General features: G+C 72.1%; 21 protein-coding genes and 1 tRNA gene. 8 read left to right on the top strand and 14 right to left on the bottom strand.

Annotated elements, in window-relative coordinates; all coding sequences use genetic code 11:
* Positions 1-156: 156 nt before the first annotated feature.
* From J2X59_RS12785 to J2X59_RS12775, 3 genes are read right to left on the bottom strand one after another with little or no spacing between them, the layout of a single operon-like run.
* Positions 157-1,530 (bottom strand): ABC transporter substrate-binding protein, encoded by a 1,374-nt coding sequence (locus J2X59_RS12785; RefSeq protein WP_209685600.1) that lies wholly within the window; start codon positions 1,528-1,530, stop codon positions 157-159.
* A 12-nt stretch (positions 1,531-1,542) separates the two neighbouring features.
* The gene (locus J2X59_RS12780) at positions 1,543-2,496 is read right to left on the bottom strand and encodes a carbohydrate ABC transporter permease (protein WP_326496938.1); all 954 of its coding nucleotides are present in this window, start codon (positions 2,494-2,496) and stop codon (positions 1,543-1,545) included.
* Positions 2,497-2,528: 32 nt separating this feature from the next.
* On the bottom strand, positions 2,529-3,500 hold the full coding sequence (locus J2X59_RS12775; RefSeq protein ID WP_326496937.1) for a carbohydrate ABC transporter permease: 972 nt from the start codon (positions 3,498-3,500) through the stop codon (positions 2,529-2,531).
* Between the two features lie 194 nt (positions 3,501-3,694).
* Here J2X59_RS12775 and J2X59_RS12770 point away from each other — a divergent pair, with 194 nt between their 5' ends.
* The 3 genes from J2X59_RS12770 (at position 3,695) to J2X59_RS12760 (ending at position 7,632) form a co-directional block, all read left to right on the top strand.
* Positions 3,695-4,930 carry a Gfo/Idh/MocA family protein gene (locus tag J2X59_RS12770; RefSeq protein WP_144411460.1) on the top strand — a complete coding sequence of 412 codons (1,236 nt, stop codon included), beginning with the start codon at positions 3,695-3,697 and terminating at the stop codon, positions 4,928-4,930.
* A 203-nt stretch (positions 4,931-5,133) separates the two neighbouring features.
* Positions 5,134-6,147 carry a LacI family DNA-binding transcriptional regulator gene (locus J2X59_RS12765; RefSeq protein ID WP_066655849.1) on the top strand — a complete coding sequence of 338 codons (1,014 nt, stop codon included), beginning with the start codon at positions 5,134-5,136 and terminating at the stop codon, positions 6,145-6,147.
* Between the two features lie 90 nt (positions 6,148-6,237).
* On the top strand, positions 6,238-7,632 hold the full coding sequence (locus J2X59_RS12760; RefSeq protein WP_326496936.1) for a PepSY-associated TM helix domain-containing protein: 1,395 nt from the start codon (positions 6,238-6,240) through the stop codon (positions 7,630-7,632).
* 58 nt (positions 7,633-7,690) lie between these two features.
* Here J2X59_RS12760 and hxlA read toward each other — a convergent pair whose 3' ends face one another.
* Both hxlA and hxlB read right to left on the bottom strand, forming a co-directional pair.
* Positions 7,691-8,329: a 3-hexulose-6-phosphate synthase gene (gene hxlA, locus J2X59_RS12755; protein ID WP_326496935.1), complete on the bottom strand. Its 639-nt coding sequence runs from the start codon at positions 8,327-8,329 to the stop codon at positions 7,691-7,693.
* Positions 8,330-8,405: 76 nt separating this feature from the next.
* Entirely contained in the window at positions 8,406-8,978 is a 573-nt protein-coding gene (gene hxlB, locus J2X59_RS12750; RefSeq protein WP_326496934.1) for a 6-phospho-3-hexuloisomerase, read from the bottom strand.
* Positions 8,979-9,089: 111 nt separating this feature from the next.
* On the opposite strand from hxlB, the gene J2X59_RS12745 reads away from it, so the two are divergent.
* Complete coding sequence (locus J2X59_RS12745; RefSeq protein ID WP_326496933.1) at positions 9,090-9,917, top strand: helix-turn-helix transcriptional regulator; 828 nt, start codon at positions 9,090-9,092, stop codon at positions 9,915-9,917.
* Positions 9,918-10,225: 308 nt separating this feature from the next.
* Positions 10,226-10,630 (top strand): hypothetical protein, encoded by a 405-nt coding sequence (locus J2X59_RS12740; RefSeq protein WP_326496932.1) that lies wholly within the window; start codon positions 10,226-10,228, stop codon positions 10,628-10,630.
* A gap of 180 nt (positions 10,631-10,810) precedes the next feature.
* Here J2X59_RS12740 and J2X59_RS12735 read toward each other — a convergent pair whose 3' ends face one another.
* From J2X59_RS12735 to J2X59_RS12715, 5 genes are all read right to left on the bottom strand, one after another.
* Positions 10,811-11,338 carry a GNAT family N-acetyltransferase gene (locus J2X59_RS12735; RefSeq protein ID WP_326496931.1) on the bottom strand — a complete coding sequence of 176 codons (528 nt, stop codon included), beginning with the start codon at positions 11,336-11,338 and terminating at the stop codon, positions 10,811-10,813.
* Between the two features lie 3 nt (positions 11,339-11,341).
* Positions 11,342-11,426: transfer RNA gene (locus tag J2X59_RS12730), tRNA-Ser, on the bottom strand.
* 62 nt (positions 11,427-11,488) lie between these two features.
* Positions 11,489-12,421 carry an HAD family hydrolase gene (locus J2X59_RS12725; RefSeq protein WP_326496930.1) on the bottom strand — a complete coding sequence of 311 codons (933 nt, stop codon included), beginning with the start codon at positions 12,419-12,421 and terminating at the stop codon, positions 11,489-11,491.
* Positions 12,418-13,683 carry a serine--tRNA ligase gene (gene serS / locus J2X59_RS12720; RefSeq protein WP_326496929.1) on the bottom strand — a complete coding sequence of 422 codons (1,266 nt, stop codon included), beginning with the start codon at positions 13,681-13,683 and terminating at the stop codon, positions 12,418-12,420. Before serS ends, J2X59_RS12725 begins: the two co-directional genes overlap by 4 nt.
* A 74-nt stretch (positions 13,684-13,757) precedes the next feature.
* Complete coding sequence (locus tag J2X59_RS12715) at positions 13,758-14,219, bottom strand: MarR family winged helix-turn-helix transcriptional regulator (protein WP_326496928.1); 462 nt, start codon at positions 14,217-14,219, stop codon at positions 13,758-13,760.
* A gap of 60 nt (positions 14,220-14,279) precedes the next feature.
* Between J2X59_RS12715 and J2X59_RS12710 the strand changes: the two genes are divergently transcribed.
* Together J2X59_RS12710 and J2X59_RS12705 are read left to right on the top strand one after the other, a co-directional pair.
* Positions 14,280-14,645 (top strand): VOC family protein, encoded by a 366-nt coding sequence (locus J2X59_RS12710; protein ID WP_326496927.1) that lies wholly within the window; start codon positions 14,280-14,282, stop codon positions 14,643-14,645.
* Positions 14,646-14,808: 163 nt separating this feature from the next.
* Positions 14,809-15,891: a diacylglycerol/lipid kinase family protein gene (locus J2X59_RS12705; RefSeq protein WP_326496926.1), complete on the top strand. Its 1,083-nt coding sequence runs from the start codon at positions 14,809-14,811 to the stop codon at positions 15,889-15,891.
* A 230-nt stretch (positions 15,892-16,121) separates the two neighbouring features.
* Here J2X59_RS12705 and pheA read toward each other — a convergent pair whose 3' ends face one another.
* From pheA to J2X59_RS12685, 4 genes are all read right to left on the bottom strand, one after another.
* Positions 16,122-17,096 carry a prephenate dehydratase gene (gene pheA / locus J2X59_RS12700; protein ID WP_326496925.1) on the bottom strand — a complete coding sequence of 325 codons (975 nt, stop codon included), beginning with the start codon at positions 17,094-17,096 and terminating at the stop codon, positions 16,122-16,124.
* A 105-nt stretch (positions 17,097-17,201) separates the two neighbouring features.
* Positions 17,202-18,227 carry a bifunctional helix-turn-helix transcriptional regulator/GNAT family N-acetyltransferase gene (locus J2X59_RS12695; RefSeq protein ID WP_326496924.1) on the bottom strand — a complete coding sequence of 342 codons (1,026 nt, stop codon included), beginning with the start codon at positions 18,225-18,227 and terminating at the stop codon, positions 17,202-17,204.
* Between the two features lie 9 nt (positions 18,228-18,236).
* Entirely contained in the window at positions 18,237-18,692 is a 456-nt protein-coding gene (locus tag J2X59_RS12690) for a hypothetical protein (protein ID WP_326496923.1), read from the bottom strand.
* Positions 18,689-20,149 (bottom strand): molybdopterin-dependent oxidoreductase, encoded by a 1,461-nt coding sequence (locus J2X59_RS12685; RefSeq protein WP_326496922.1) that lies wholly within the window; start codon positions 20,147-20,149, stop codon positions 18,689-18,691. Before J2X59_RS12685 ends, J2X59_RS12690 begins: the two co-directional genes overlap by 4 nt.
* A gap of 21 nt (positions 20,150-20,170) precedes the next feature.
* Between J2X59_RS12685 and J2X59_RS12680 the strand changes: the two genes are divergently transcribed.
* Positions 20,171-21,628, top strand: coding sequence for a glycosyltransferase 87 family protein (locus J2X59_RS12680; protein WP_326496921.1), 1,458 nt, complete (start codon positions 20,171-20,173; stop codon positions 21,626-21,628).
* The last annotated feature ends 1 nt before the right edge of the window (position 21,629 follow it).

Raw genomic sequence — 21,629 nt, 5'->3', positions numbered from 1 at the left:
GCGGGCGCCCTACTTCTCCGGGGGGGGGGTTTGTTCCGTACGGGGGGCCGGGGGGGGGGGCGGGGGGGGGGGGGCCCCGGGGGCCCCCCCCCCCCCCGGGGGGGGGGGGGGGGCCCCCACGACCGGTGCGGGTGGCCGTGCTCGAGCCGGCGGGGCTCAGGTCAGCGCGAGGAGCGTGTTGACCTGCTCGTTCACGCCGGTGAGCGTCGACACGGGCTTGCCGTTCGCGTAGATGCCGTCGAACGCCGGCTGCACGAGCGCCTGGACGTCGGCGGGGTTCCGGGTGACGGGGAACAGGAACGTCGTGCCGTCCGCCACCTGCTCGGTGAAGGCGGAGACGTCGAGCCCGCGCTCCCGGAAGGCGGCGACCGCGGCGTCCGTGCCCGACCGGCGTGCGGGGAAGACGATGCCCGCGCGGCCGACGATCTCCTGCGCGGCGGCGCTGCCGAGGAACGCGACCCACTTCGCCGCGGCCTCCGGGTTCCGCGCCTGCTTCGTGATCGAGTCACCCAGGCCGTTGAACATCGACGCGCGGTGCCCGATCGGCCCCTTCGGTGTCGGGGCGATGGCGACGTCGACGCCCTGCAGGTCGGCGTAGGCGCCGATCATCCACGACCCGTTGAACGAGAGCGCGACCTTCTTCGACCCGAGCTGCACGTCCGGACCGGTCGTCGTGGAGAACACTCCGTACTTCGGCATGTAGCCCTTCTCGGCGAGCCCGAAGTACCAGGAGATCGTCTTCTGGAACGCGGGGTCGTCGTAGCGGAACGCGTTCCCCCACGGGTTCCGGTTCGTGTAGGACCAGTCGATCGACCCGGTGAACGGCGACCACTGCGTCTGCCCGAACCCGTCGCCACCGCTGCCGTTGGCGCTGATGCCGTAGACCGCCACGTCCGACCTGTCGAAGCCGGGCTCGTCCCCGCGGCGCCCCTTGCCGTCGATGGTCAGGTGCGCGACCGCCCGTTCGAAGGTCCCACCGTCGTCCGGGTTCCACTCGAGCGCGGCGAGGTCCTCGGCCGAGTAGCCGGCCTTCGCGATCACGTTCCGGTCGTAGAACATCGCGACCGTGTCCCAGTCCTTCGGCGACCCGTAGCGGTGCCCGTCGCGCCCCTTCCAGAGCTGCGCGAGGCCGGACTGGTAGTCGTCGTCGCGGATCGCACTCGTCGCCTCGAGCTCGTCGAGCCGGTGGAGCACGTCGAGGTCGGCGAACTGCGGGAACTTCGACAGGTGGTCGGTGAACACGTCGGGCGCGGTACCGGCGATGAACCCGGCGGTGAGCTTCGTCCAGTAGTCGCTCCACCCGAGCTGGGTGATGCGGATCCGGATGTCGGGGTTCTCACGCTCGAAGGCCTTCGCGACGGCCTGGTACGCGGGGAGCTGGTTCGCGTCCCACAGCCAGTAGGACACGGTGCCGGTCGCGCCGCTGCGGGGGTCCGGCGTGCTCGGGGACGAGCAGGCGGCGAGGGCGCCGAGCGCCAGGGCCGAGGCACCGCCCGCGAACAGTGCGCGTCGGGAGATGGAGTGCGTCATGTGCGGGGTTCCCTACTTGATCCCGGAGAAGCCGATGGAGTTGACGATGCGCTTGGCGAAGACGCCGAACAGCACGATCATCGGGAGCGCGGCGACGAGGGTCGCCGCCATCAGGCCCGCCCAGTCGGTGCCGGACTGCGGCGTCTGCGACTTGAACACCCCGAGCGCGACCGTGAGCACGCGGGAGCTGTCCGTGTACGACACCATGAGCGGCCAGAAGTAGTCGTTCCACGCCGTGATGTAGGTGAGGACCGCCAGCGTCGCGATCGGCGCCGATGCCATCGGCAGGACGAGGCGGAAGAACACGCGCACCTTCCCGGCGCCGTCGATGAGTGCGGCCTCCTCGACCTCGCGGGAGATGCCGAGGAAGAACTGCCGGAGGAAGAACACCGCGAACGGGGTCATCAGCATCGAGGGCAGGGCGATCCCGAGCACGGTGTCGACCAGGCCGAGCGACTTGATCAGGGTGAAGTTCGGCAGGAGCGTGAAGATCGTGGGGACCATGAGCCCGGCGAGGAACACCCCGAACACCCGGTCGCGTCCCGGCCAGCGCAGCCGGGCGAAGGCGTAGGCGGCTCCGGCGGAGAAGAACACCTGCCCGACCGTGATCATCGTCGCGGTGACGACCGAGTTGAGCAGGTACTGCCAGAAGTTGATCGCCGCGCCGGAGCCGCCCTGCGCCAGGGCCTCCTCGGTGGACTGCAGGCCGAACACCCGCTCGAACCCGCCCAGGCTGAAGCCGGTCGGCAGCAGCGAGGTGGGGTCGGCGGAGATCGCGCCGTTCGACGACAGCGCCGTCCGGAGGATCCAGTAGAAGGGGAACAGGGTCACGACGATCACGGCGATCATCGCGGTCCAGGCGAGGACCCGTCCGACGGACGGCTTCGGACGCGGGGGCTTCGCGCCGCGGGTGGTGAGGGCGCGCGTGGTGGTGGGTTCGACCACCGGGGGCAGGGTGCTGGTCATCGTCGACTCGCTTCCGGTTGCTTCGGTGGCCGTCAGTCCAGGTCGCTCTCGCCGGAGCGCGAGAGTCGGTACTGGACGATCGTGATGATGCTCAGGACGACGAGGAGTGCCACCGAGACGGCGGACGCGTACCCGAACTGGAACCGGCCGAAGGCCAGGTTGTAGATGTAGTTCTGCACGACGTTCGTGGCGTTCGCCGGGCCGCCCTGGGTGGTGATCGCGACCGTGTCGAACACCTGGAACGAGCCGATGATCGTGATGATGAGCACCAGTGACAGGATCGGGCGCAGCAGCGGGACCGTGATCCGCCAGAACATCTTCCACTCGCTCGCACCGTCGATGCGGCCGGCCTCGTAGACGCTCTCCGGCAGCGCCTGCAGGCCCACGAAGATGAGCAGTGCGGTGTAACCGACGTTCCGCCAGACGTTGATGAAGGCGATCGTGGGGATGCCCCAGACGTCGCTCTGCAGGAACGGGATGCGTCCGACACCGATCGCGGACAGGACCTCGTTGCCGATGCCGAGCTGCGTGTCGAGGATCCAGAGCCAGATGAGTGCCGCGACGACGTTCGACACCAGGTAGGGCGCGAGCACGATGCCCCGGACGAAGGTCGACTGCGTGAGCCGGTGCATCATGACGGCGATGAAGAGCGCCAGGACCGTCTGGAAGCCGATGTTCAGCACGACGTACTCGACGGTGACGAGCATCGAGTTCCAGAAGATCGAGTCCTGCACCAGGCGCTCGTAGTTCTGCAGGCCCGTGAACACCGGCGGGGTGAGCAGGTTGTACGTGGTGAAGCTGAGCCAGATGCCCCGGATCGTCGGCCAGAGCAGGAACACCGCGAACCCGACCGACGCGGGGGCGATGAACACGAGCGCGAGCCACAGGTCGTTCCGTCGTCGGCGGCGTGGTGTGGTGGTCCGGGCACGTGCCGTGTCGGCACTCCGCGCGGTCCGTGGTGGTGCCGTCACCAGGGGTGACGACAAGGGGCTATCGGTTGCCATCGCGACTCCTTCGTCTGCGGTGGACTGACGTCGGCAGTCCGTGGCGGGGAATCTACACGTGGGGACTCAGCCTCACAAGGACCGATTCATGGCGCGCTCCAAGGGGTTGTCACGTGTAGACCCCTGTGCAATGCTTGGCGGCGATCGCGACGGAGCGACCTGCTCGGCGACACGTCCCCCACCTCGGAAGGTCACTGATGATCAGCATCGGAATGGTCGGAGCCGGCCAGTTCGCGCCCCAGTTCGCCAAGCTCTTCAAGATCCACCCGGACGTCGACCGGGTGTTCGTCACCGACGTGGTCGAGGGCCGCGCCGAGGACCTCGTCGCCGCCCAGCACCTCGACGGCACGCTCGAGGACTTCGACGCCGTGCTCGCCTCGGACGTCGACGCCGTCGCGATCTTCACCCAGCGGTGGACGCACGGTCCGCTCGTCGTCCGCGCTCTCCGGGCCGGCAAGCACGTGTACTCCGCCGTGCCGATGGCGGTCACCGAGGACGAGATCGCCGCGATCATCGAAGCCGTCCGCGAGACGGGGCTCACCTACATGATGGGCGAGACGAGCCACTACAACCCGGCGACGGTCTTCGCGCGGAAGCAGGTGGCCGAGGGCGCCTTCGGCCGGGTGTTCTACGCCGAGGGCGACTACGTCCACGACATGGACCTCGGCTTCTACGCCGCCTACCAGTACAGCGGCGGCGAGCAGTGGAAGCGCACTGCGAGCTACCCGCCCATGCTCTACCCGACGCACTCGGTCGGTGGCGTCCTCGGCGCGATCCCCGGACACGCGGTCAGCGTCAGCTGCATCGGCGTCAAGGACGACCGCGACGACGGCGTCTTCGACAAGGAGGTCAGCCAGTTCGACAACGACTTCTCGAACGCGACCGCCCTGTTCGAGCTCGACAACGGCGGTGTGGTCCGGATCAACGAGATGCGACGGGTCGGCTACCCGTCGCACCTCCGCGAGTCCCGCTTCCGGTACTTCGGCACCGAGGCCAGCTTCGAGCAGCTCGCGACGGTCAGCGTGTGGCAGGACAAGGAGGCCGTGCACGACGTCAGCGACCAGATCGACACCCGCCCGACGATGGAGCTCGACGACCCGCGTCTCGCCGACGTCGACCCCGCCCTCCGGGACGCGTTCGTGTCCGGCTACGCCCCCGTGCACGACGTCGACCGCCTGCCCGCCGAGTTCGACGGGGTGCCGACCGGGCACGAGGGCAGCCACCACTTCCTGGTCGACGACTTCGTCCGCGCGGTCGTCGACGGGACGCTCCCCCCGGTGAACGCCTGGGTCGCCGCCCGGTACACGCTGCCCGGCATCGTCGCGCACCGGTCGGCCCTGCAGGGCGGCGTGCGGCTGCCCGTCCCCGACCACGGCGACGCACCCGAGCCCGCCACCAGCACCGTCTCGTCTAGGATCGCGAGCGAGTAGCCCGCCGCTCGGCAACGGACGGCGCCCGACCACGGTCGTCACCCGACGCCGGACGGCGCCCGACGACGACCGTCACCCGACGACGTCGAGGAGTCCGCGCGGGCATCCCGTGCGACCAGTGCGGCCCGGCCCCGTCCCGTGACGGCGCCGGGCCGCTCCCGTCGGCCCGAGCGGCCGACGGACCGACCGACGAAGGTGATCCCGTGACCGTGCCGACCAACCCGAGGGCGGTCACCCGTGCGGACGTCGCCCGGTACGCAGGGGTGAGCACGTCGGTGGTCAGCTACGTCGTGCACGACGGACCGCGCCCGGTCGCCGCGGAGACGGCAGCGCGGGTCCGCGAGGCCATCCGGGTGCTCGGCTACCGCCCGAACGCGAGCGCCCAGGCACTCCGCACCGGCTCCTCGAAGATGCTCGGCCTGATCGTGCCCGAGCTCGACAACCCGTTCTGGTCGGAGCTCGCGGTGGCCGTCACGCACGCCGCGGCGGCCCGGGGGTACGACCTCCTCATCGCGAACAGCGACGGGGACGCCCAGCAGGAGCGGGAGCGGCTCCGCACGCTGTCCGCCCGGCAGGTCGACGGGATCATCGTGACGAGCATCATGACGCACCCCGACCTGTCGTCGACGACCGACCCCGGCATCCCGATGGTGCTGCTCAACACCTTCTTCGAGGTACCCGAGTACGCGAGCATCGGCGTCGACGCCCTGCGCGGCGCCCGCGAGGGCACGCAGCACCTCGTCGACCACGGCTACCGGGAGATCGGGCTCGTCATGGGGCACACCGGGTCGATGGAGCTCCGCGAGCAGGGGTGGATGCAGGCCCTGCGCGCGGCCGGGCTGCCGGACGGACCGATCGTGCGCTGCTCGTTCGACCGCGCCGGCGGGTACGAGGCGGGCCTCCGGATGTTCGGCGGCGGCACCGGACCGCGCGCCGTCTTCGTCAGCTCCGACCTGCAGGCCGTCGGGCTCCTGCGCGCCCTGTACGAGCTCGGGCTCCGCTCCCCGGACGACGTCGCCGTGGTCTCGTTCGACGGCGTGGCGGAGGCCGACTACACGAACCCTCAGCTCACCGTCGTCCGGCAACCCGTCGAGGCGATGGCCGCGGCCGCGGTCGACCGGGTGCTCGCGCGGGAGGACCCCGACGACCACCACCTCGACCTGGTGCCGGCGGAACTCGTGCTCGGGGCGAGCTGCGGCTGCGACGTGCGACGCTGACGTTCTACGTCTTGTAGAGTGAGCGCTCGTGCGGCACGGTGCCGCACCTCCGCCCGACAGCCCGACAGCCCGACAGGACCCTGCGCTCCGATGCCCGTCACCGCCCCGCCTCCGTCCCGCGGCTGGTTCGCCCAACTCCTCCTCCGCCTGCACTTCACCGCCGGGCTCTTCGTCGGCCCGTTCGTCCTGGTGGCGGCGCTCTCCGGAGCCGTGTACGCCGTCGCACCGACCGTCGAGCAGGGCGTGTACCGGCAGGAGCTCACGGCGCCGTCGTCCGCGCCTGCGCTCCCCCTCGCCGACCAGGTCGCAGCCGCGGAGCGCTACGTGGCCCGCCACCACCCGGACGACACCGTCGCCGAGGTCCGCCCGGCCCCCACGCCCGGCACCACCACGCGCGTGATGTTCACCGAGGAGGGCCTGCTCGAGTCCCAGACCCGTGCGGTGTTCGTCGACCCGGGCGACGCCGCCGTGCGCGGGGACCTGCCGGTGTACGGCACGTCGGGGTCGCTCCCCTTCCGCACGTGGATCAGCACCGTGCACCGCAGCCTGTTCCTGGGCGACGTCGGGCGGCTCTACAGCGAGACCGCGGCGTCGTGGCTCGGCATCGTGTCGCTCAGCGGCATCGGCCTCGGGGCGTTCCGCCTCCGGCGCGCACGACGGAAGCGCGACCTCGTGCTGCCGGACAACCGTGCGACCGGGTACCGGCGGACGTTCTCCTGGCACGCCGCGACGGGCGCGTGGGTGCTCCTCGGCGCGCTCTTCCTGTCGGCCACCGGCATCACCTGGTCGCACTTCGCGGGCGACAACGTCAGCGCGCTCCGCTCGACGCTCAGCTGGCGGGCGCCGACGGTCGACACCGCACTCGACGGCTCGTCGGCGACGTCGGGCGGGGAACACGCCGGGCACCACGGCGGTGGCTCGATGCCGATGGGCTCCCCGACGACGACGCCCGAGCAGTTCGACGAGGTGCTCGCGGTCGCCCGCGACTCCGGTGTCCGCGCGGCCGAGGTCCGGATCCGTCCGCCGGCGGCCGCCGATACGGCGTGGACCGTCGAGGAGATCAAGCTCAGCTGGCCGGTCGCGATGAACGCGGTCGCGGTGGACCCGGGCACGATGACGGCGGTGTCGCGGGTCACCTGGGGCGACTACCCGCTCATGGCGAAGGCCGCCAAGCTCGGCATCAACACGCACATGGGCGCGCTGTTCGGCCTGGCGAACCAGGTCGTGCTGCTGCTCGCGGCGCTCGGGATCGCGGCGATGGTCGTGTTCGGCTACCTCATGTGGTGGCAGCGGCGTCCCACCGGTGCGCGTGCGGGTCGCGCGCCCGCCGCGGGTGCGCTGGCCAGGGCTCCGTGGTGGGGCACCGCCGCGGTCGTCGTCGCCGCCGTCGGCCTCGCGCTGCTGCTGCCCGTCGTCGGGGTCACCCTGCTCGGGTTCCTGCTGGTCGACGCACTGGTCACGACGTTCCGTCGCCGTGCCGACTGACGGACGGGAGGCCCGTGGCGGTGTCGCCACGGGCCTCCCGTCCGTCAGGTGGTCCGGATCAGGCGGAGGCGGGCTCCGAGATCGCGTCGCGGAGCGCGGACGCGGCGGCGGCCACGTCGTCGGCGCTGTAGATCGCGCTGCCGGCGACCGCGATGCGGGCGCCCGAGGCCTGCACGGCCTCGATCGTGTCGGTGGTGATGCCGCCGGCGACCGAGAACGGGACGCCCGAGGCCTCGCCGTCGCGCAGCAGCGTCTCGAAGGTGAAGCCCTCCTCGGCCTGCTCGTCGAGGCCGGCGTGCATCTCGACGAACTCGGCGCCGAGCGCGACGACCTCCGTCGCGCGGGCGGCCTTGTCGGGCACGCCGATCAGGTCGACGACGATGCCCTTGCCGTGCGCCTTCGCGGCCTTCACGGCACCGGCGATGGTGGAGTCACCCGCGACGCCGAGCACGGTGACGAGGTCGGCACCGGCCGTGAAGGCGATGTCGGCCTCGAGCTCGCCGGCGTCCATCGTCTTGAGGTCGGCGAAGACGACCTTGTCCGGGTGCGCCTCCTTGATCGCGGTGATCGCGGAGAGGCCGGCGCTCTTGATCAGCGGGGTGCCGAGCTCGATGACGTCGACGTACGGCGCGGCCTTGCCGGCGAGGTCGAGGGCGGCCTCGGTGGTCAGGGTGTCCATGGCGAACTGGAGCTGCATGGTGGTGTCCTTCCGGTGGTGGTTCGTGGGGGTCTCGGTGGCGCGCTCGGGTGGCACCGGCGGCGTCACGGTCGGTTCACTCGAGGTTGGCGTGCCGCGGCCACAGGTCGTCGGCGGAGTGCCCGCTGCGCTGCCAGAGCGCGTGGAACAGGGCGTCCCCGAGGAGCGCGACGCCCTGCTCGAACAGGCCGCCCGCGTACTGCGCCGAGGCCGTGCCGGAGCGGTCCGTCTTCGTGGCGGCGGGCAGGACGAGCGTGGTGTCGGCGACCTCGGACAGCGGAGAGTCGTCCGTCGTGCTGACGGCGAGCACCTGCGCTCCGACCTCGGTCGCGGTCCGGGCTGCCTGCACGATGCCGCCGGTGGTGCCCGAGCCGCTCGCGACGAGCAGCAGGTCGCCCCGCCGGATCGCGGGCGTCGTGACCTCGCCGACGACGTGCACGTCGAGCCCGAGGTGCATGAGGCGCATGGCGGTCATCCGGAGCGCGAGGCCGGACCGTCCGGCGCCGTGCACGAACACGCGCTCGGCACCGGACAGCAGGTCGAGGCCGCGCTCGAAGGGCGCCTGGTCGGCGCGGCGAACGGTCGCAATCAGCTCCTGGAGCTCGTCGCCGATCAGTCCGAGGGCGTCGGCGGTCGTCGTGGTGGCCATGACTCCGATGCTCCTCGCGCGGGGTCGATCGCGCCGCTGCCCGGGCAGGCGGTCCACCCACCCGATCGGGTGGGACCGTCCGTCCGGGTGGGACCGGTACGTTCGGTCCTCGTGGAAACGGAACCGGACGCACCAGCCAGCCGGATCGCGGCGTCGGAGCACGCCCGGACGGTGGCGGAGCAGGCCGACCGCCATGCGCTGACCCTCGAGTCGGTGCTCGCCGCCCTGCGCGCGAACCGCCTGTCCGACGCCGCCGCCCGTGCCGAGGCCGTCGAGATCGCCTCGGCCGCACTCGTCGAGCTCCGGACCGTGACCGACCGGCAGCGGAGCACCCTGCTCGAACCCGTCACCGGGGCGTTCTCACGGCTGCGGGCCGACCTCCGCCCGCTGGTCCGGTTCGGTGACCTCGACGTGCAGTTCGTCGAGCCGCCGGCGACCGGCAGGGCTCTGCCCGGGGACGTCGCGCACAGCGCACGAGCGATCGTCCGCACGGCCGTGCTCGCCCTGGTCGACGGCGGGGTCGCCCGACGCGTCCGGATCCAGTGGGACTGCGACGGGCGCAACCTGCTCATGCAGCTCCGGGACGACGGTGCCGGCACCCTCGACACGCACGACGATGCCGTCCGCCCGATCGCCGAGCGGGTCGTCGCCCTCGACGGCACGATGCACGTCGACTCCACGCCGGGCTGGGGCTCGACCCTGGACATCTCGCTCCCCCTCGACCCGGCGCCGGGCGCGACCGACCTGCCGGAGGACACCGACCTGACCGAACGGGAGCGCGACGTGCTGCGGCTCGTGGTGACCGGCGTCGGGAACCGGGAGATCGCCGAGGGGCTCGGGATCAGTCCGAACACGGTCAAGTACCACGTGGCGAACCTGCTCCGGAAGCACGGTGCCCGCACCCGTGCGGAGCTCGCCGCGCTCGGCGCCCGCCCCTGAGCGGCGGGCGCGGGGCGCCTCCGTGTCGAACCACGTTCCCGACGTCGAACCAGCCACCCGGGATGGTTCGACGTCGGGATCGTGGTTCGACGGCGGGATCGTGGTTCGACGGGATCGTGGTTCGACGGCGGGATCGTGGTTCGACGGCGGGATCGTGGTTCGACGTGCGCGCGCACAACCGGGAGCACGTCGCGCCACGTCGTTCCACGGCGCGACGTGGTCCCCGTTGTGCAGCGTGCAGCGCGAGGCGCAGCGTGCGGCGTGCGGCGTGCGGCGTGCGGCGTGCAGCGGCGCGCTAGGCTGCCCCGATGACAGCGGGGGCGACGGTCGGCACGGACGAACGGTCGGGGTGGACGCGACCGGGCTGGGTCGCGCTCTACTGGGCGACCGTGGGGCTCGGCGTCCTCGGCGGGGCCTGCTCGTGGCTGTGGCTGTTCCTGGCATCGGAGGAGGCCACCCGCGGCGCGACCCCCGACCGATCGGGAGCGAACCCCGGCATCCCCCTCGGACTCGTCGGACTCGTCGTCGGCCACGTGGTGGGGTTCCTCCTGCTGCTGATGGCCGCGCACCTCGCTCGCCACGGCGGGGCGTCGGCGGCGCGGTTCGCGGTCCTCGGGCTCGTGGTCGGCTCCGGGGTCGGGCTCGCGTGCTCGCTCGCTCTCACCGGCGGTGCGCTCGTCGTGCCGTGGCCGGACGCCCCGTACACCCCCTGACGACCGCGCACTGGCTCGACATCGGGGTCGTGGTTCGACACGCCCGCGCACAACGGGGAGCACGTCGCGCCACGTCGTTCCACGGCGCGAGGTGCTCCGCGTTGTGCAGCGGGCAGCGGGCAGCGGGCGCCGCGCAGCGGGAAGCGGGCGCCGCACGCGTACTGCTCGGACGTCCGTGCGTCAGGCGTCCGGCGCGAGCACCTGGAACATGACGTGGTCGCGCCACTCGCCGGCGATCCGGATGTACTTCGGCGCGAACCCGTACCGCTCGAAGCCGTTCCGCTCGAGCGCCCGCTGCGAGCCGGTGTTCTCCGGGAGGGTCTCTGCCTGGACCCGGTGCAGCCCGAGCTCCCGGAACGCGTGGTCCAGCGCGAGCCCGACCGCACGGGTCGCGTGCCCCTGCCGCGTCCGGTCGGCACGGACCCAGTACCCGAGCGCACACGACTGCAGGGCGCCCCGGGTCACACCGCTCAGGGTGATCCGTCCGAGCAACTCGTCGTCATCTCCCATGATCACGAAGGGAACCGAGCCGTTCTGCGCGGCGGCGAGCAGGACACCGATGGTCGCGCGCTGCCCGGCCTCGGTGAAGTAGCTGTCCGGCCGCGTCGGCTCGAACGGCCGCAGGTGATCGGCGCTCGCGCGGACGATCGCGGCGAGCTCGGCTGCATCGGACAGCTCGATCAGTCGGAGGCGGGTCCCGGTGCTCATGTGCGGAGGGTGTGGGATTCGAACCCACGAGACATTGCTGCCCACCTGTTTTCAAGACAGGCTCCATCGGCCGCTCGGACAACCCTCCGTGACGCGACCACGTGGCGAGACGTGATCGCGTCCCGGGCAGTCTAGCGAACCTGCCGTCCGTCAGCGCGGCAGCGCGTCGAGTGCCGCGGCGAGCCCGTCGTCGGTGACCCCGCCGGTCAGCTCGTTGCCCGCGTCGACGACGTCGTCCGGGGCCTGCCCCATGACGACTCCGCGGCCCGAGGTCGACGCCCAGCGCAGCATGTCGATGTCGTTCCGCCCGTCACCCGCCGCCATGACGCGGGAGCGTGGGATGTCGAGCCACTCGCGGACGCGCTCCATCGCGGTGGCCTTCGTCACGCCCTCGGGAGCGATGTCGAGCCAGGACGTCCAGCCGACCGAGTACGACACCTTCTGCAGCCCCATGCGCTCGACGACCTGCAGGAAGTCCTCGGTGTCGTGTCCCGGCGAGATGACGACGACGCGGGTGGCCTCGGTCCCGAGCAGCTGCTCGAACGGCACGTGCTCGCCGGCGACGGTCATCGTGTCGTCGGGGAAGTTGCCGGAGAGCAGGAAGTGGCCGGTCTCGTCCTCGACGCCGAACGCCGCGTTCGCGAGGGCACCGTGGATGACCTGCAGGACCTCGGTCGGGTCGAAGCGCTCGACGTGGACCCGGCGGTAGGACCCGTCGTCCTGGCGGGCGAGGGTCAGCGCGCCGTTGGCGCACACGACGTACTTCGAGCGCAGGCCCAGGCGTTCGAGCAGCGGGATCGTCATGCCCTCGCTGCGTCCGGTGGAGAGCATGACCTCGTGCCCGGCGGCCTCGGCGTCGCGGACGGCGTCGATCACCGTGTCCGTGATGACACCGTCCTCGCGCATCGTCGTGCCGTCCACGTCGAGCGCGACGAGCCAGCGCTTCGTCCGCGGAGACGCGGCAGCACCGCCGGCAGCACCAGCGACAGCGCCGCCGGCAGCGACCGAGCCCGAGCCGGACGCACCGGCGCCGGAGCCGCCGCCCTGCGCCGACCCGTCGACGAACCGCTCGTGCGCGCTCATCGGGGCTCGATGACCTCGACGCCGCCCAGGTACGGCCGCAGCACCTCGGGCACGACCACCGACCCGTCGGCCTGCTGGTGGGTCTCGAGGATCGCGACGATCCAGCGGGTGGTCGCGAGCGTGCCGTTCAGCGTGGCGACCGGCGCCGTCTTCCCGGTCGACGTGCGGTAGCGGGTGTCGAGGCGACGGGCCTGGAACGTCGTGCAGTTCGAGGTCGACGTGAGCTCGCGGAAGGTGCCCTGCGTCGGGACCCACGCCTCGATGTCGTACTTGCGTGCGGCGCTCGTGCCGAGGTCACCGCCGGCGACGTCGATCACGCGGTAGTGCAGGCCGAGGTCCTGCATCATCGACTCCTGCATCGCGACCAGGCGCTGGTGCTCCGCCTCGGCCTGCTCCGGGAGCACGTACGCGAACATCTCGAGCTTGTTGAACTGGTGCACGCGGAGGATGCCGCGGTTGTCCTTGCCCGCCGAACCGGCCTCGCGCCGGTAGCAGGTCGACCAGCCGGCGTAGCGGATGCCCTCGCCCTCGGGGAAGGCGAGGATCTCGTCGGCGTGGAACCCGGCGAGGGCGACCTCGCTCGTGCCGGTCAGGTACAGGTCGTCGGCCTCGAGCCGGTAGACCTCGGCCGCGTGCTCGCCGAGGAAGCCGGTGCCGGCCATCGTCTCCGGACGCACGAGCGTCGGGGTGATGAGCGGCTCGAAGCCGTGCTCGATCGCACGGTCGAGGCCGAGGTTCATGAGCGCGATCTCGAGCCGCGCGCCGAGACCGCGCAGGAAGTAGAAGCGCGACCCGGAGACCTTCACGCCGCGCGGGATGTCGATGATGCCGAGGTGCTCGCCGAGGTCGGCGTGGTCCTTCGGCTCGAAGGCGAACTCGGGCTTCGTGCCGACGGTGCGGAGCGTGACGAAGTCGTCCTCGCCGCCCTTCGGCACGTCGGGCAGCACCACGTTCGGGATCGAGCGGACGACACGGTCGAACGCCTCCTCCGCCGAGGTGACCTCGGCCTGGGCGTCCTTCACCTTCGCGGCGAGGGCCTGCGCCTGCTGCACGAGGGCGGCCTTCTCGTCCTTCGGGGCCTTCGCGACGGTCTTGCCGAAGGCGTTCTGCTCCGCACGGAGGGCCTCGAACGCGGTGATCGCGCTGCGCCGCGCGGTGTCCGCGGCGACCGCGTCGTCGACGACGGACACGGAGGCGCCGCGCGCCTCCTGCGAGGCCTTGATGACGTCCGGGTGGTCGCGCAGGAGCTGGAGATCGATCACCGGATCATCCTAGAGGGACCGTGTGACCACCGGACGGGAGGCCCGTGGCGGCCCAGTCACGGGCCTCCCGTCCGTCAGTCGGTCACGGCACCCGACGTGTCGTCACGCAGGGCGGCGACCATTCCGCGCAGCAGGCGGAAGGCCGCTGCGCGGCCCGCGTCGTCGAGGTCCCGGGTCATCCGGAGCTCGACCTGCCGGACCGCCGCGCTGGCCGCCTCGCGTTGGCGTCGTCCGGCCGCGGTGAGCGTGGTGGGGAGCACCTTGCCCGTGGTCGGGGTGGCCGGCCGGGTGACGATGCCGTCGCGCTCGAGCTGCTGCAGGAGCGTGTTCATCGACTGCCGGGTGACGAAGGTGCCGCGCGCGAGGTCCGAGTTCGACATGCCGGGGCGCTGGGCGAGCAGTTCGAGGCACGAGTAGTGCGTGACCGTCATGCCGAGGGGACGGAGGGCGTCCTCCATGGCGGCGCGCAGGGCACTGGCGGCCTCCTTCAGGACGTAGCCGACCGAGCTGTCGAGGTCGATCCGCGCTTGACGCATGTCAGGATTCTGACACATACTGCTCGTGTCAGGCATCTGACACAGACGAAGGAGCACACCATGCCCGCCACCGGGATCGACTTCACCTCGCTGCAGGTCCGCGACCTCGACGCCTCGCAGGCGTTCTACGAGCGGTACCTCGGACTCGTCCGCTCCCCCGCCGGCCCGCCGCACGCCGTGGTCTTCCAGACCGAGCCGATCGCGTTCGCGCTCCGCGACCTCGTGCCCGGGACGGACCTGTCCGCCGGGCAGCCCGCGCTCGGCGTCGCACTGTGGTTCCACGCGACCGACGTCCAGGCGATCCACGACGCGCTCGTCGCCGACGGGCACGGGATCGTGACCCCGCCGTTCGACGGCCCGTTCGGCCGGACGTTCACCTTCGCGGACCCGGACGGCTACCCGGTCACACTGCACGACCGGCGCTGAGCCGGACGGGCGGGTCGCCGACGCGGCTGGCCGCGCCGACCCGGACGGGCCGCTCGCCGAGGCGCGCGGTCGAGCGCCGGTACGGCCGGTCGGGCCGCCGACGCGGGCGGTGCGCGCCGACCCAGCCGGTCGCTCGCAGGCGTCCGTCGGTAACGTCGGCAGCATGTCGACACCATCGGAGACCGCGCCCGCGGGCCAGGACGCCCTCCCCACCGAGCAGAAGACGGCCGCGGTCGTCTACAACCCGGTGAAGGTGGACCTCGAGACCCTGAAGCGCACCGTCGCGGAGCACGAGCAGGAAGCCGGCTGGGCCGAGACCCTCTGGTTCGAGACCTCGGAGGAGGACCCGGGCGGCGGCATGGCGAAGGCCGCGCTCGACGCCGGAGCCGACGTCGTCGCAGCGGCCGGCGGTGACGGCACCGTCCGTGCCGTGGCCGAGGTCGTGCACGGGTCCGACGCCGTTCTCGCCCTGCTGCCGAGCGGCACCGGCAACCTGCTCGCCCGGAACATCCCGGCGCCGATCGACGACCTCGGTGCGAGCGTCCGGACGATCTTCCGCGGCGAGGACCGCCCGATCGACTTCGGTGAGCTCGAGGTCGAGCGCGAGGGCGGTGAGCGCGAGCAGTTCGGCTTCGTCGTCATGGCCGGGCTCGGGCTCGACGCCCGGATGCTCGCCAACACGAACGACGACCTGAAGAAGAAGGTCGGCTGGCTCGCCTACGTCGACTCGCTCTTCCGGTCGCTCCGCGACGCGGACGCCTTCGAGTTCCGGTACCGGCTCGACGGCGAGGGCAACCAGTCCGTGCGCGCGCACTCGCTCATCGTCGGGAACTGCGGGATGCTGCAGGCCGGCGCGACGCTCCTGCCGGACGCCGAGATCGACGACGGCGTGTTCGACATCGTCGTGATGCGGCCCCGCGGGTTCTTCGGGTGGGTCCGGATCGGCGCCCGGGTGTTCTGGGAGAACGCGATCCTGCGCTCGTTCCGCCGCTCGAAGATCGGGCAGACCCAGGTCGGCAAGCGCATCGCCACCGCCGCGCGCGAGGAACGACCGCTGCGCTACATCCGCGGTCAGGACTTCGTGGCGCGGCTCGAGCGTCCGGACGAGTTCGAGATCGACGGCGACCCGGTCGGCGAGGTCGTGGCGTTCAAGGCGCGCATCGACACCGGTGGGCTGCGGGTGCGCGTCGCCGGACCGCAGGACCAGACCCGCAACACGCGCCGGGTCGAGAACGCCCACAGCTGACGCGGGCCCCCGTCCGGCGGGCGTGCGCCTGCTGGGACGGAGAGCGGCCGGCACAACCGGAGGCACGTCGAACCACCGAAGAGCGTGGTGCGACGTGCCTCCGGTTGTTCGGCGGCACGTCGCGCCACTGCCGGACCGGCCGCTCCGCCGGGCTCGGGCTCGGGCTCGGCCAGGCTCGGGCTCGGGCTCGGCCAGGCTCGGGCTCAGGCTCAGCCAGGCTCGGTCAGGGCTCAGCCGGCCTCGGGCTCGGGCTCGCCGTCGGGCTCGCCGGAGACGATCGCGCGGAGCCAGTCCCGTGCCTCGACGAACGCCTCGTCCGAGTAGCGCGCGGAGACCTCCGGGCGGAAGCCGTCGGCGCGCGGGTACGACCCGAGGAACGTCACGCGGGGGCTGAACCGGCGCAGGCCGAGCAGGGCGTCGGCGACCCGCTCGTCGTGCACGTGTCCGTCGAGGTCGATGACGAACCGGTAGCGCCCGAGCTCGTCGCCGATCGGCCGCGAGGACAGCAGCCCCATGTTGATGCCCCGCGTCGCGAACTGCTCGAGCATGTCGACCAGGGCGCCGGGGTGCTCGCTCGGCAGCTCGACGATGACGCTCGTCTTGTCCGCTCCCGTGCGCTCCGGAATCGCGAGCGTGCGTGACACGAGCACGAAGCGGGTGACCGCCGAGGCGTTGTCGCCGATGGACGACGCGAGCACCGCCAGGTCGTGGTGGTCGGTGATCCCCGGCGGGGCCACGGCGGCGTCGGCGACGGGGTGCTCGTCGAGCAGCGCGGTCGCGGCGGCGACGTTCGACGACGCCGGGATGTGGCCGTGGCCGCGCAGGTTGGTCTCGAGCCAGCGGTGCGTCTGCGCGTACGCGACCGGGTGCGCGTTCACGGTCCGCACGTCCGACAGGGCGGTGCCGTGCCGGGCCACGAGCACGAAGTCGACGGGCACGAGGTACTCGCCCACGATCCGCACGCCGGGGATCCGCGCCAGGGCGTCCTGCGTGGCGCTGACGCCGCCGTCGACGCTGTTCTCGATCGCGATCACCGCTCCGACCGACCGTCCCGTCACGACGTCGTCGAGCGCCTCGCCGACGTTGTTCACGCTGCGCCACGGCTTGCCGGCGGCGGCCTCGACGAGCTTGAGTGCCGCCTCGGTGAACGTGCCGGCGGGTCCGAGGTAGGAGTACGTGTCGGACGGCGTGGCACGGTCGGTCATGCGCCAGATCCTACTGGTGTACCAGTCGCCCGCGACGCGAGCAGACCGACCAGACCGACCAGACCGACCGAACCGACCAGACCGACCAGGGCGCCGGCCCGGACGTCAGGACCGGACGAGCATCGTGTCCGAGTCCCCGTTCCGCCCGACCGTCCGGAACCCGGCCCGCTCGTACGTGATCCGCGCCCCGGTGTTGCCGTCCTCGACGCTCAGGCTGACACCCGGCCAGCCCGCGGCCCGGCCGGCGTCGAGCAACCGCGCGAGCAGCGCCGTGCCGATCCCCCGACCCCGCCCGCGTGCCTCGACGGCCATCGTGAGCTCCGGGACGTCCTCGGCCACGAACCCGTACCCGGGGTCGTCCGCCGGCAGGAACCGCGCCCAGGCCACCCCGACCGGTCCCTCGCCGTCCTCCGCCACCACGCCGTGGTCGCGGGCGGGGTCGAAGGCGACGAAGTAGTGCGCGAACTCGGGGCGGTCGAGGTCGGCGTCCGCGAAGGACGGGGCCTTCCAGTTCATCGCCGCGAGCGTCGCGTGCCGGAGCAGCCCGGTGTCGTCCGCAGTCGCGTCCCGGAAGAGCACGTCCGCCGGTGCAGAAGGCGATGCACCCGTCAGACGCTCCTCGCACAGCACCTCGCCGTCGGACCGCGGGTAGGTCAGCGCTGCGAACCGCCCCTCGGGGTCGAGCCGCCCGAGCAGCGCCCGCGTGATGCCGTCGAGCTGCCGGACCTGCTCGTCGCTCAGCGCGTCGATGACGAAGCGTCGGGCGGTCCGGACGTGGTCGGGCGCCGCCGCGACGATGGCCGCGAACCCGTCGTCGGTCAGTCGGACGTCGGTGGCCCGGCGGTCGTCGACCGAGGGGCACCGGGTGACGAGCCCGCGCTTCTCGAGCCGCGACACCACGTGCGACAGGCGCGGCAGGGACGCGTTCGTCGCCGCGGCGAGCGCCGACATCCGGAGCGTGCGCGACTCGGTCTCCGACAGCATCGCGACCACCATGTAGTCGAAGTGCGTCAGGTCGGCGTCCCGCTGGAGCTGCTGGTCGAGTGCGGCCGGCAGGAGCTCCATGACGGCGACGAGCTTCATCCACGCGCGGAGCTGGTCGCGCGTGAGCCAGGGCGTCTCGTCCGTCATGCACTCATGCTAGCCATTGATTGTCGATGCAACCAGTGGTCGCGGGGATCGTCGTGCACGGACGACGCCGACCACGAGTGCGACCACCACGACCGCGAGCAGCAGCCCCTCGACGACGAGCAACCGCGCGGTGTAGTCGAACGGCAGCACGGTCGGGTTCTTCTGTCCGTGCTGCTTCGCGGCGATCTCCGGGAGCACCACCAGGGCGAGCACGCTCCCGAGCACCACCGCGGTCTGCACGACGACGAGCACCCCGGCGCCGAGCGTCCTGCCGGTCCGACGGAGCAGGAGTCCCGCTCCGACCACGAACGGCGACAGCACGACGTCGTGCAGCACGACCGCGCCGAGCAGCCACGTCGCCAGGCCCCAGATGCGGTTCGGTCGGACGGTCGTGACGAGCACGTACGCACCGAACGCCATCACGAGCACGCCCACGACGACGAGCACGATCCTCGCGGCCCTCATCGGATCACCTCGATCTTCCCGATCCACTTCGTCTGCAGCACGCCGGGTCGTCCCGGCGCGATGACCCGGGCGGGGAACCCGTGGTCCAGGTCGAGCGTCTTCCCGTTCACCTCGAGCGCGAGGAGCGTCGTCGGGTCGGACGCGTACTCCGGGCCCATCTCGGTCACCCGGTACCCACCGCTCTTCTCGAGGCTCGTGATCCGCAGCGGCGACGCCGGGTCGGCCTGCACCGACGCGAGCAGGTCCCGCATCCGGACGCCCCGCCAGGACGCCACCTGGCTCCACCCCTCGACGCACGAGATCGGCAGGTCCGCGGTGGCGGTGCCGAGCGCGACGAGCTCGGCGCGCGAGAACGTCCGCGTGACGTCCGGACCGACCACGGTCAGCGTCCAGTCCGCCGCGGTCGCGGTCGCCAGGACCCCGGCGGCGCGAGCGGTGCGGTTGACGGGGAGGTCGTCCGGGCCGATGTGCCGCTGACGGGCACCGAACACGTTGAGCGGTTCGAGCAGCCGGTTCGACTGCCCCGCGGTGAGTGCGACGACGCCGACGGTCGCCGCCGTCACACCCGCCACGAACCCGCGGCGGGCGATCCGCTGACGGGGTCCGGGGAGCGCGTCGTCGTGCTCCGGCCGGGAGGCGCGACCCGCCTCCGCCCCGCCCGCGCCGTCCCCGAGACTCGGCTCCGCGGACGTGTTCGCGGTCCCGAGACCGCGAACCTGTCCGCCAGGGCGAGTCTCGGCAGCGCCCGCCGGCGCAGCCGGCGCAGCCGCGCCGTCCACCCACCGCAGCAGGCGGCCGGTCAGGCCACGGGGGTACGCGCCGCCGGCCGTCTGCTCGGCCGCAGGGCGGCCACCCACGGCGGGGCGGGCCTCCCGGCCGTCCGGCAGCAGCTCGCTGCCCACCGTCGGATCGGCGACGAACCGGCCCTCGGCGTCGTGGGCGTCCCGCGCCCGCCAGTAGCGCGCGATCACGGGCAGCTTCGACGCGATGTGCACGACGAGCGAACCGATGATCAGGTACGACATGGCGTAGTGGACCTGGCGGAACGGGAACGGCCACGGGTACCACTGGTACGTGTTCAGCAGGCCGGTGCCGACCTGCACGATCGACGCCGACACGAGCACCGCGATCGACAGCCGCTCGAGCAGGTGCAGGACCCCGCGCACCGGCGGGACCTGGGCCAGCGCGGGCATGACGACGTTCAGCTTGGCGAGCAGCAGCGGGATGATCGCGATGCCCGCGGTGATGTGCAGGCCCTGCGTGAACTGGTAGAGCTGCGTCGGCCGGGTGGGGAAGCGCATCCACGGCAGGGGGTCCTGCAGCAGGTGGCTGTAGACGCCGGTCCCGAAGCAGACGACGAACGCGATGCCGAGCAGGCGACCCCAGACGACGGCCGAGCGGGCGTTGCGGTTCGGGGACGCCATGACCGCGCGTGCGTCCAGCAGGACCCGGCGCACGATCGGTAGCCTCGGGGAACCATGAGCAGACGACCGCGCGCCGCCTCCGTCCCGACGACCGCGGTCGTGTCGACCGTCCTGTCCGTCGTCGGCGTGCTGGCGCTGGCGGGTGTCATCGCCTTCGGCATCACGCATCTGGGGTTCCTCCGTGCCGGTCATCGTGCACCATTCGTTGCCTGGACGCTCATCGCTTGGGCGGTCTTCGCGGGAGCAGTGGTCGCCGTGCGGTTCGTGCCCCGCGAGTGGACGACCCGGATCGTCCTCGGTGGGGCGGTCGTGGTCGGCATCGCGGCGCTCGTCGGCCCGCCGAACACCAGTACCGACTCTGCCCGGTACGCCTGGGACGGCATCGTGCAACACGCCGGCATTTCACCGTACGCCCACACGCCGCAGTCGAACGCGCTGGCCGACCTGCGCCCGGACTGGCTGTTCCCGGACAAGATCGACGGCACCTGCAAGCCGCTCGAGCCGCGGATGCGGGGGCTCGGCGACGGGGCCGACGGGCACTGCGTCGCCATCAACCGGCCGGACGTGACCACGATCTACCCACCGATGGCGCAGCTGTGGTTCGCCGGTGTGCGCGCGTTCGTGCCCGCGACCGCGCAGTACATGCCGTTCCAGGTCGCGGGACTCCTCGTCTCCCTCGGCGTCACGATCGGTCTGGTCGCGGTGCTCCGTCGCGTCGGCCGCCCGACCTGGTGGGCCGCACTGTGGGCCTGGTCGCCGCTCGTCGCGTCCGAGGCGGTCACGAACTCGCACGTCGACGTCGTCGGTGCCGCCCTCGCCACGGCGGGCGTCGTGCTCGTCGCCTTCGGTCGGCCGATCTGGGGCGGGATCGCCCTCGGTGCGGCGACGGCCACCAAGCTCATCCCGGCGATCGTCTACCCGCCCCTGCTCGGCCGGTGGCGGTACTGGTGGGCGGTCCCCGTCGGCATCGCCACGTTCGCGCTGCTCTACGTGCCCTACGTGCTCACGACCGGCGTGAAGGTCCTCGGGTACCTGCCCGGCTACCTGTCCGAGGAGGGCTACGAGGACGGCTCCCGGTTCGCCCTGGTCTCGTCCGTGATCAAGGGCGATGCGGCGACGATCGTCGTCGGGCTCGTGATGCTCCTGGCGGCCGTGGTGTCCTGGCGCCTCGCGGACCCCGCACGGCCGTGGTCCGCCGAGGTGTTCATGATCGGTGTGACCTTCCTCGCCGTGACCCCGCGGTACCCCTGGTACGCGCTGCTCCTCATCCCCTTCGTGGTCCTCTCAGGTCGGTGGGAGTGGATGGCCCTGAACCTCGCCATCGCCCTGCGCGGGGTCTGGCCCTCGGCGCCCGCGTTCCGGTGGTGGCTCCTCGCCGCGGTGCTCGTGATCGTGGTCGTCACGCTCGTCCGCACCCGGCGCGAGGACTGGGTGCGCTGGGGACGACGACTCGACCCCCGTGGGTGGCGGTCCGTGGACCCCCGCACCCGCGACCGCACCGACGCGGGGTAGC

The organism is Curtobacterium sp. 260 (genome assembly GCF_030803485.1).
GTDB lineage: Bacteria > Actinomycetota > Actinomycetes > Actinomycetales > Microbacteriaceae > Curtobacterium.
The sequence above is the reverse complement of the archived record's forward strand: the minus strand, read 5'-3'. Positions and strand labels throughout refer to the sequence as shown.

Bases quoted from the DNA above. Each gene is read 5' to 3' on its own strand.
- J2X59_RS12785 (WP_209685600.1), bottom strand. From the start codon at position 1,530: ATGACGCACTCCATCTCCCGACGCGCACTGTTCGCGGGCGGTGCCTCG.
- J2X59_RS12780 (WP_326496938.1), bottom strand. From the start codon at position 2,496: ATGACCAGCACCCTGCCCCCGGTGGTCGAACCCACCACCACGCGCGCC.
- J2X59_RS12775 (WP_326496937.1), bottom strand. From the start codon at position 3,500: ATGGCAACCGATAGCCCCTTGTCGTCACCCCTGGTGACGGCACCACCA.
- J2X59_RS12760 (WP_326496936.1), top strand. From the start codon at position 6,238: ATGCCCGTCACCGCCCCGCCTCCGTCCCGCGGCTGGTTCGCCCAACTC.
- hxlA (WP_326496935.1), bottom strand. From the start codon at position 8,329: ATGCAGCTCCAGTTCGCCATGGACACCCTGACCACCGAGGCCGCCCTC.
- hxlB (WP_326496934.1), bottom strand. From the start codon at position 8,978: ATGGCCACCACGACGACCGCCGACGCCCTCGGACTGATCGGCGACGAG.
- J2X59_RS12740 (WP_326496932.1), top strand. From the start codon at position 10,226: ATGACAGCGGGGGCGACGGTCGGCACGGACGAACGGTCGGGGTGGACG.
- J2X59_RS12735 (WP_326496931.1), bottom strand. From the start codon at position 11,338: ATGAGCACCGGGACCCGCCTCCGACTGATCGAGCTGTCCGATGCAGCC.
- J2X59_RS12725 (WP_326496930.1), bottom strand. From the start codon at position 12,421: ATGAGCGCGCACGAGCGGTTCGTCGACGGGTCGGCGCAGGGCGGCGGC.
- J2X59_RS12715 (WP_326496928.1), bottom strand. From the start codon at position 14,219: ATGCGTCAAGCGCGGATCGACCTCGACAGCTCGGTCGGCTACGTCCTG.
- J2X59_RS12710 (WP_326496927.1), top strand. From the start codon at position 14,280: ATGCCCGCCACCGGGATCGACTTCACCTCGCTGCAGGTCCGCGACCTC.
- J2X59_RS12705 (WP_326496926.1), top strand. From the start codon at position 14,809: ATGTCGACACCATCGGAGACCGCGCCCGCGGGCCAGGACGCCCTCCCC.
- pheA (WP_326496925.1), bottom strand. From the start codon at position 17,096: ATGACCGACCGTGCCACGCCGTCCGACACGTACTCCTACCTCGGACCC.
- J2X59_RS12695 (WP_326496924.1), bottom strand. From the start codon at position 18,227: ATGACGGACGAGACGCCCTGGCTCACGCGCGACCAGCTCCGCGCGTGG.
- J2X59_RS12690 (WP_326496923.1), bottom strand. From the start codon at position 18,692: ATGAGGGCCGCGAGGATCGTGCTCGTCGTCGTGGGCGTGCTCGTGATG.
- J2X59_RS12680 (WP_326496921.1), top strand. From the start codon at position 20,171: ATGAGCAGACGACCGCGCGCCGCCTCCGTCCCGACGACCGCGGTCGTG.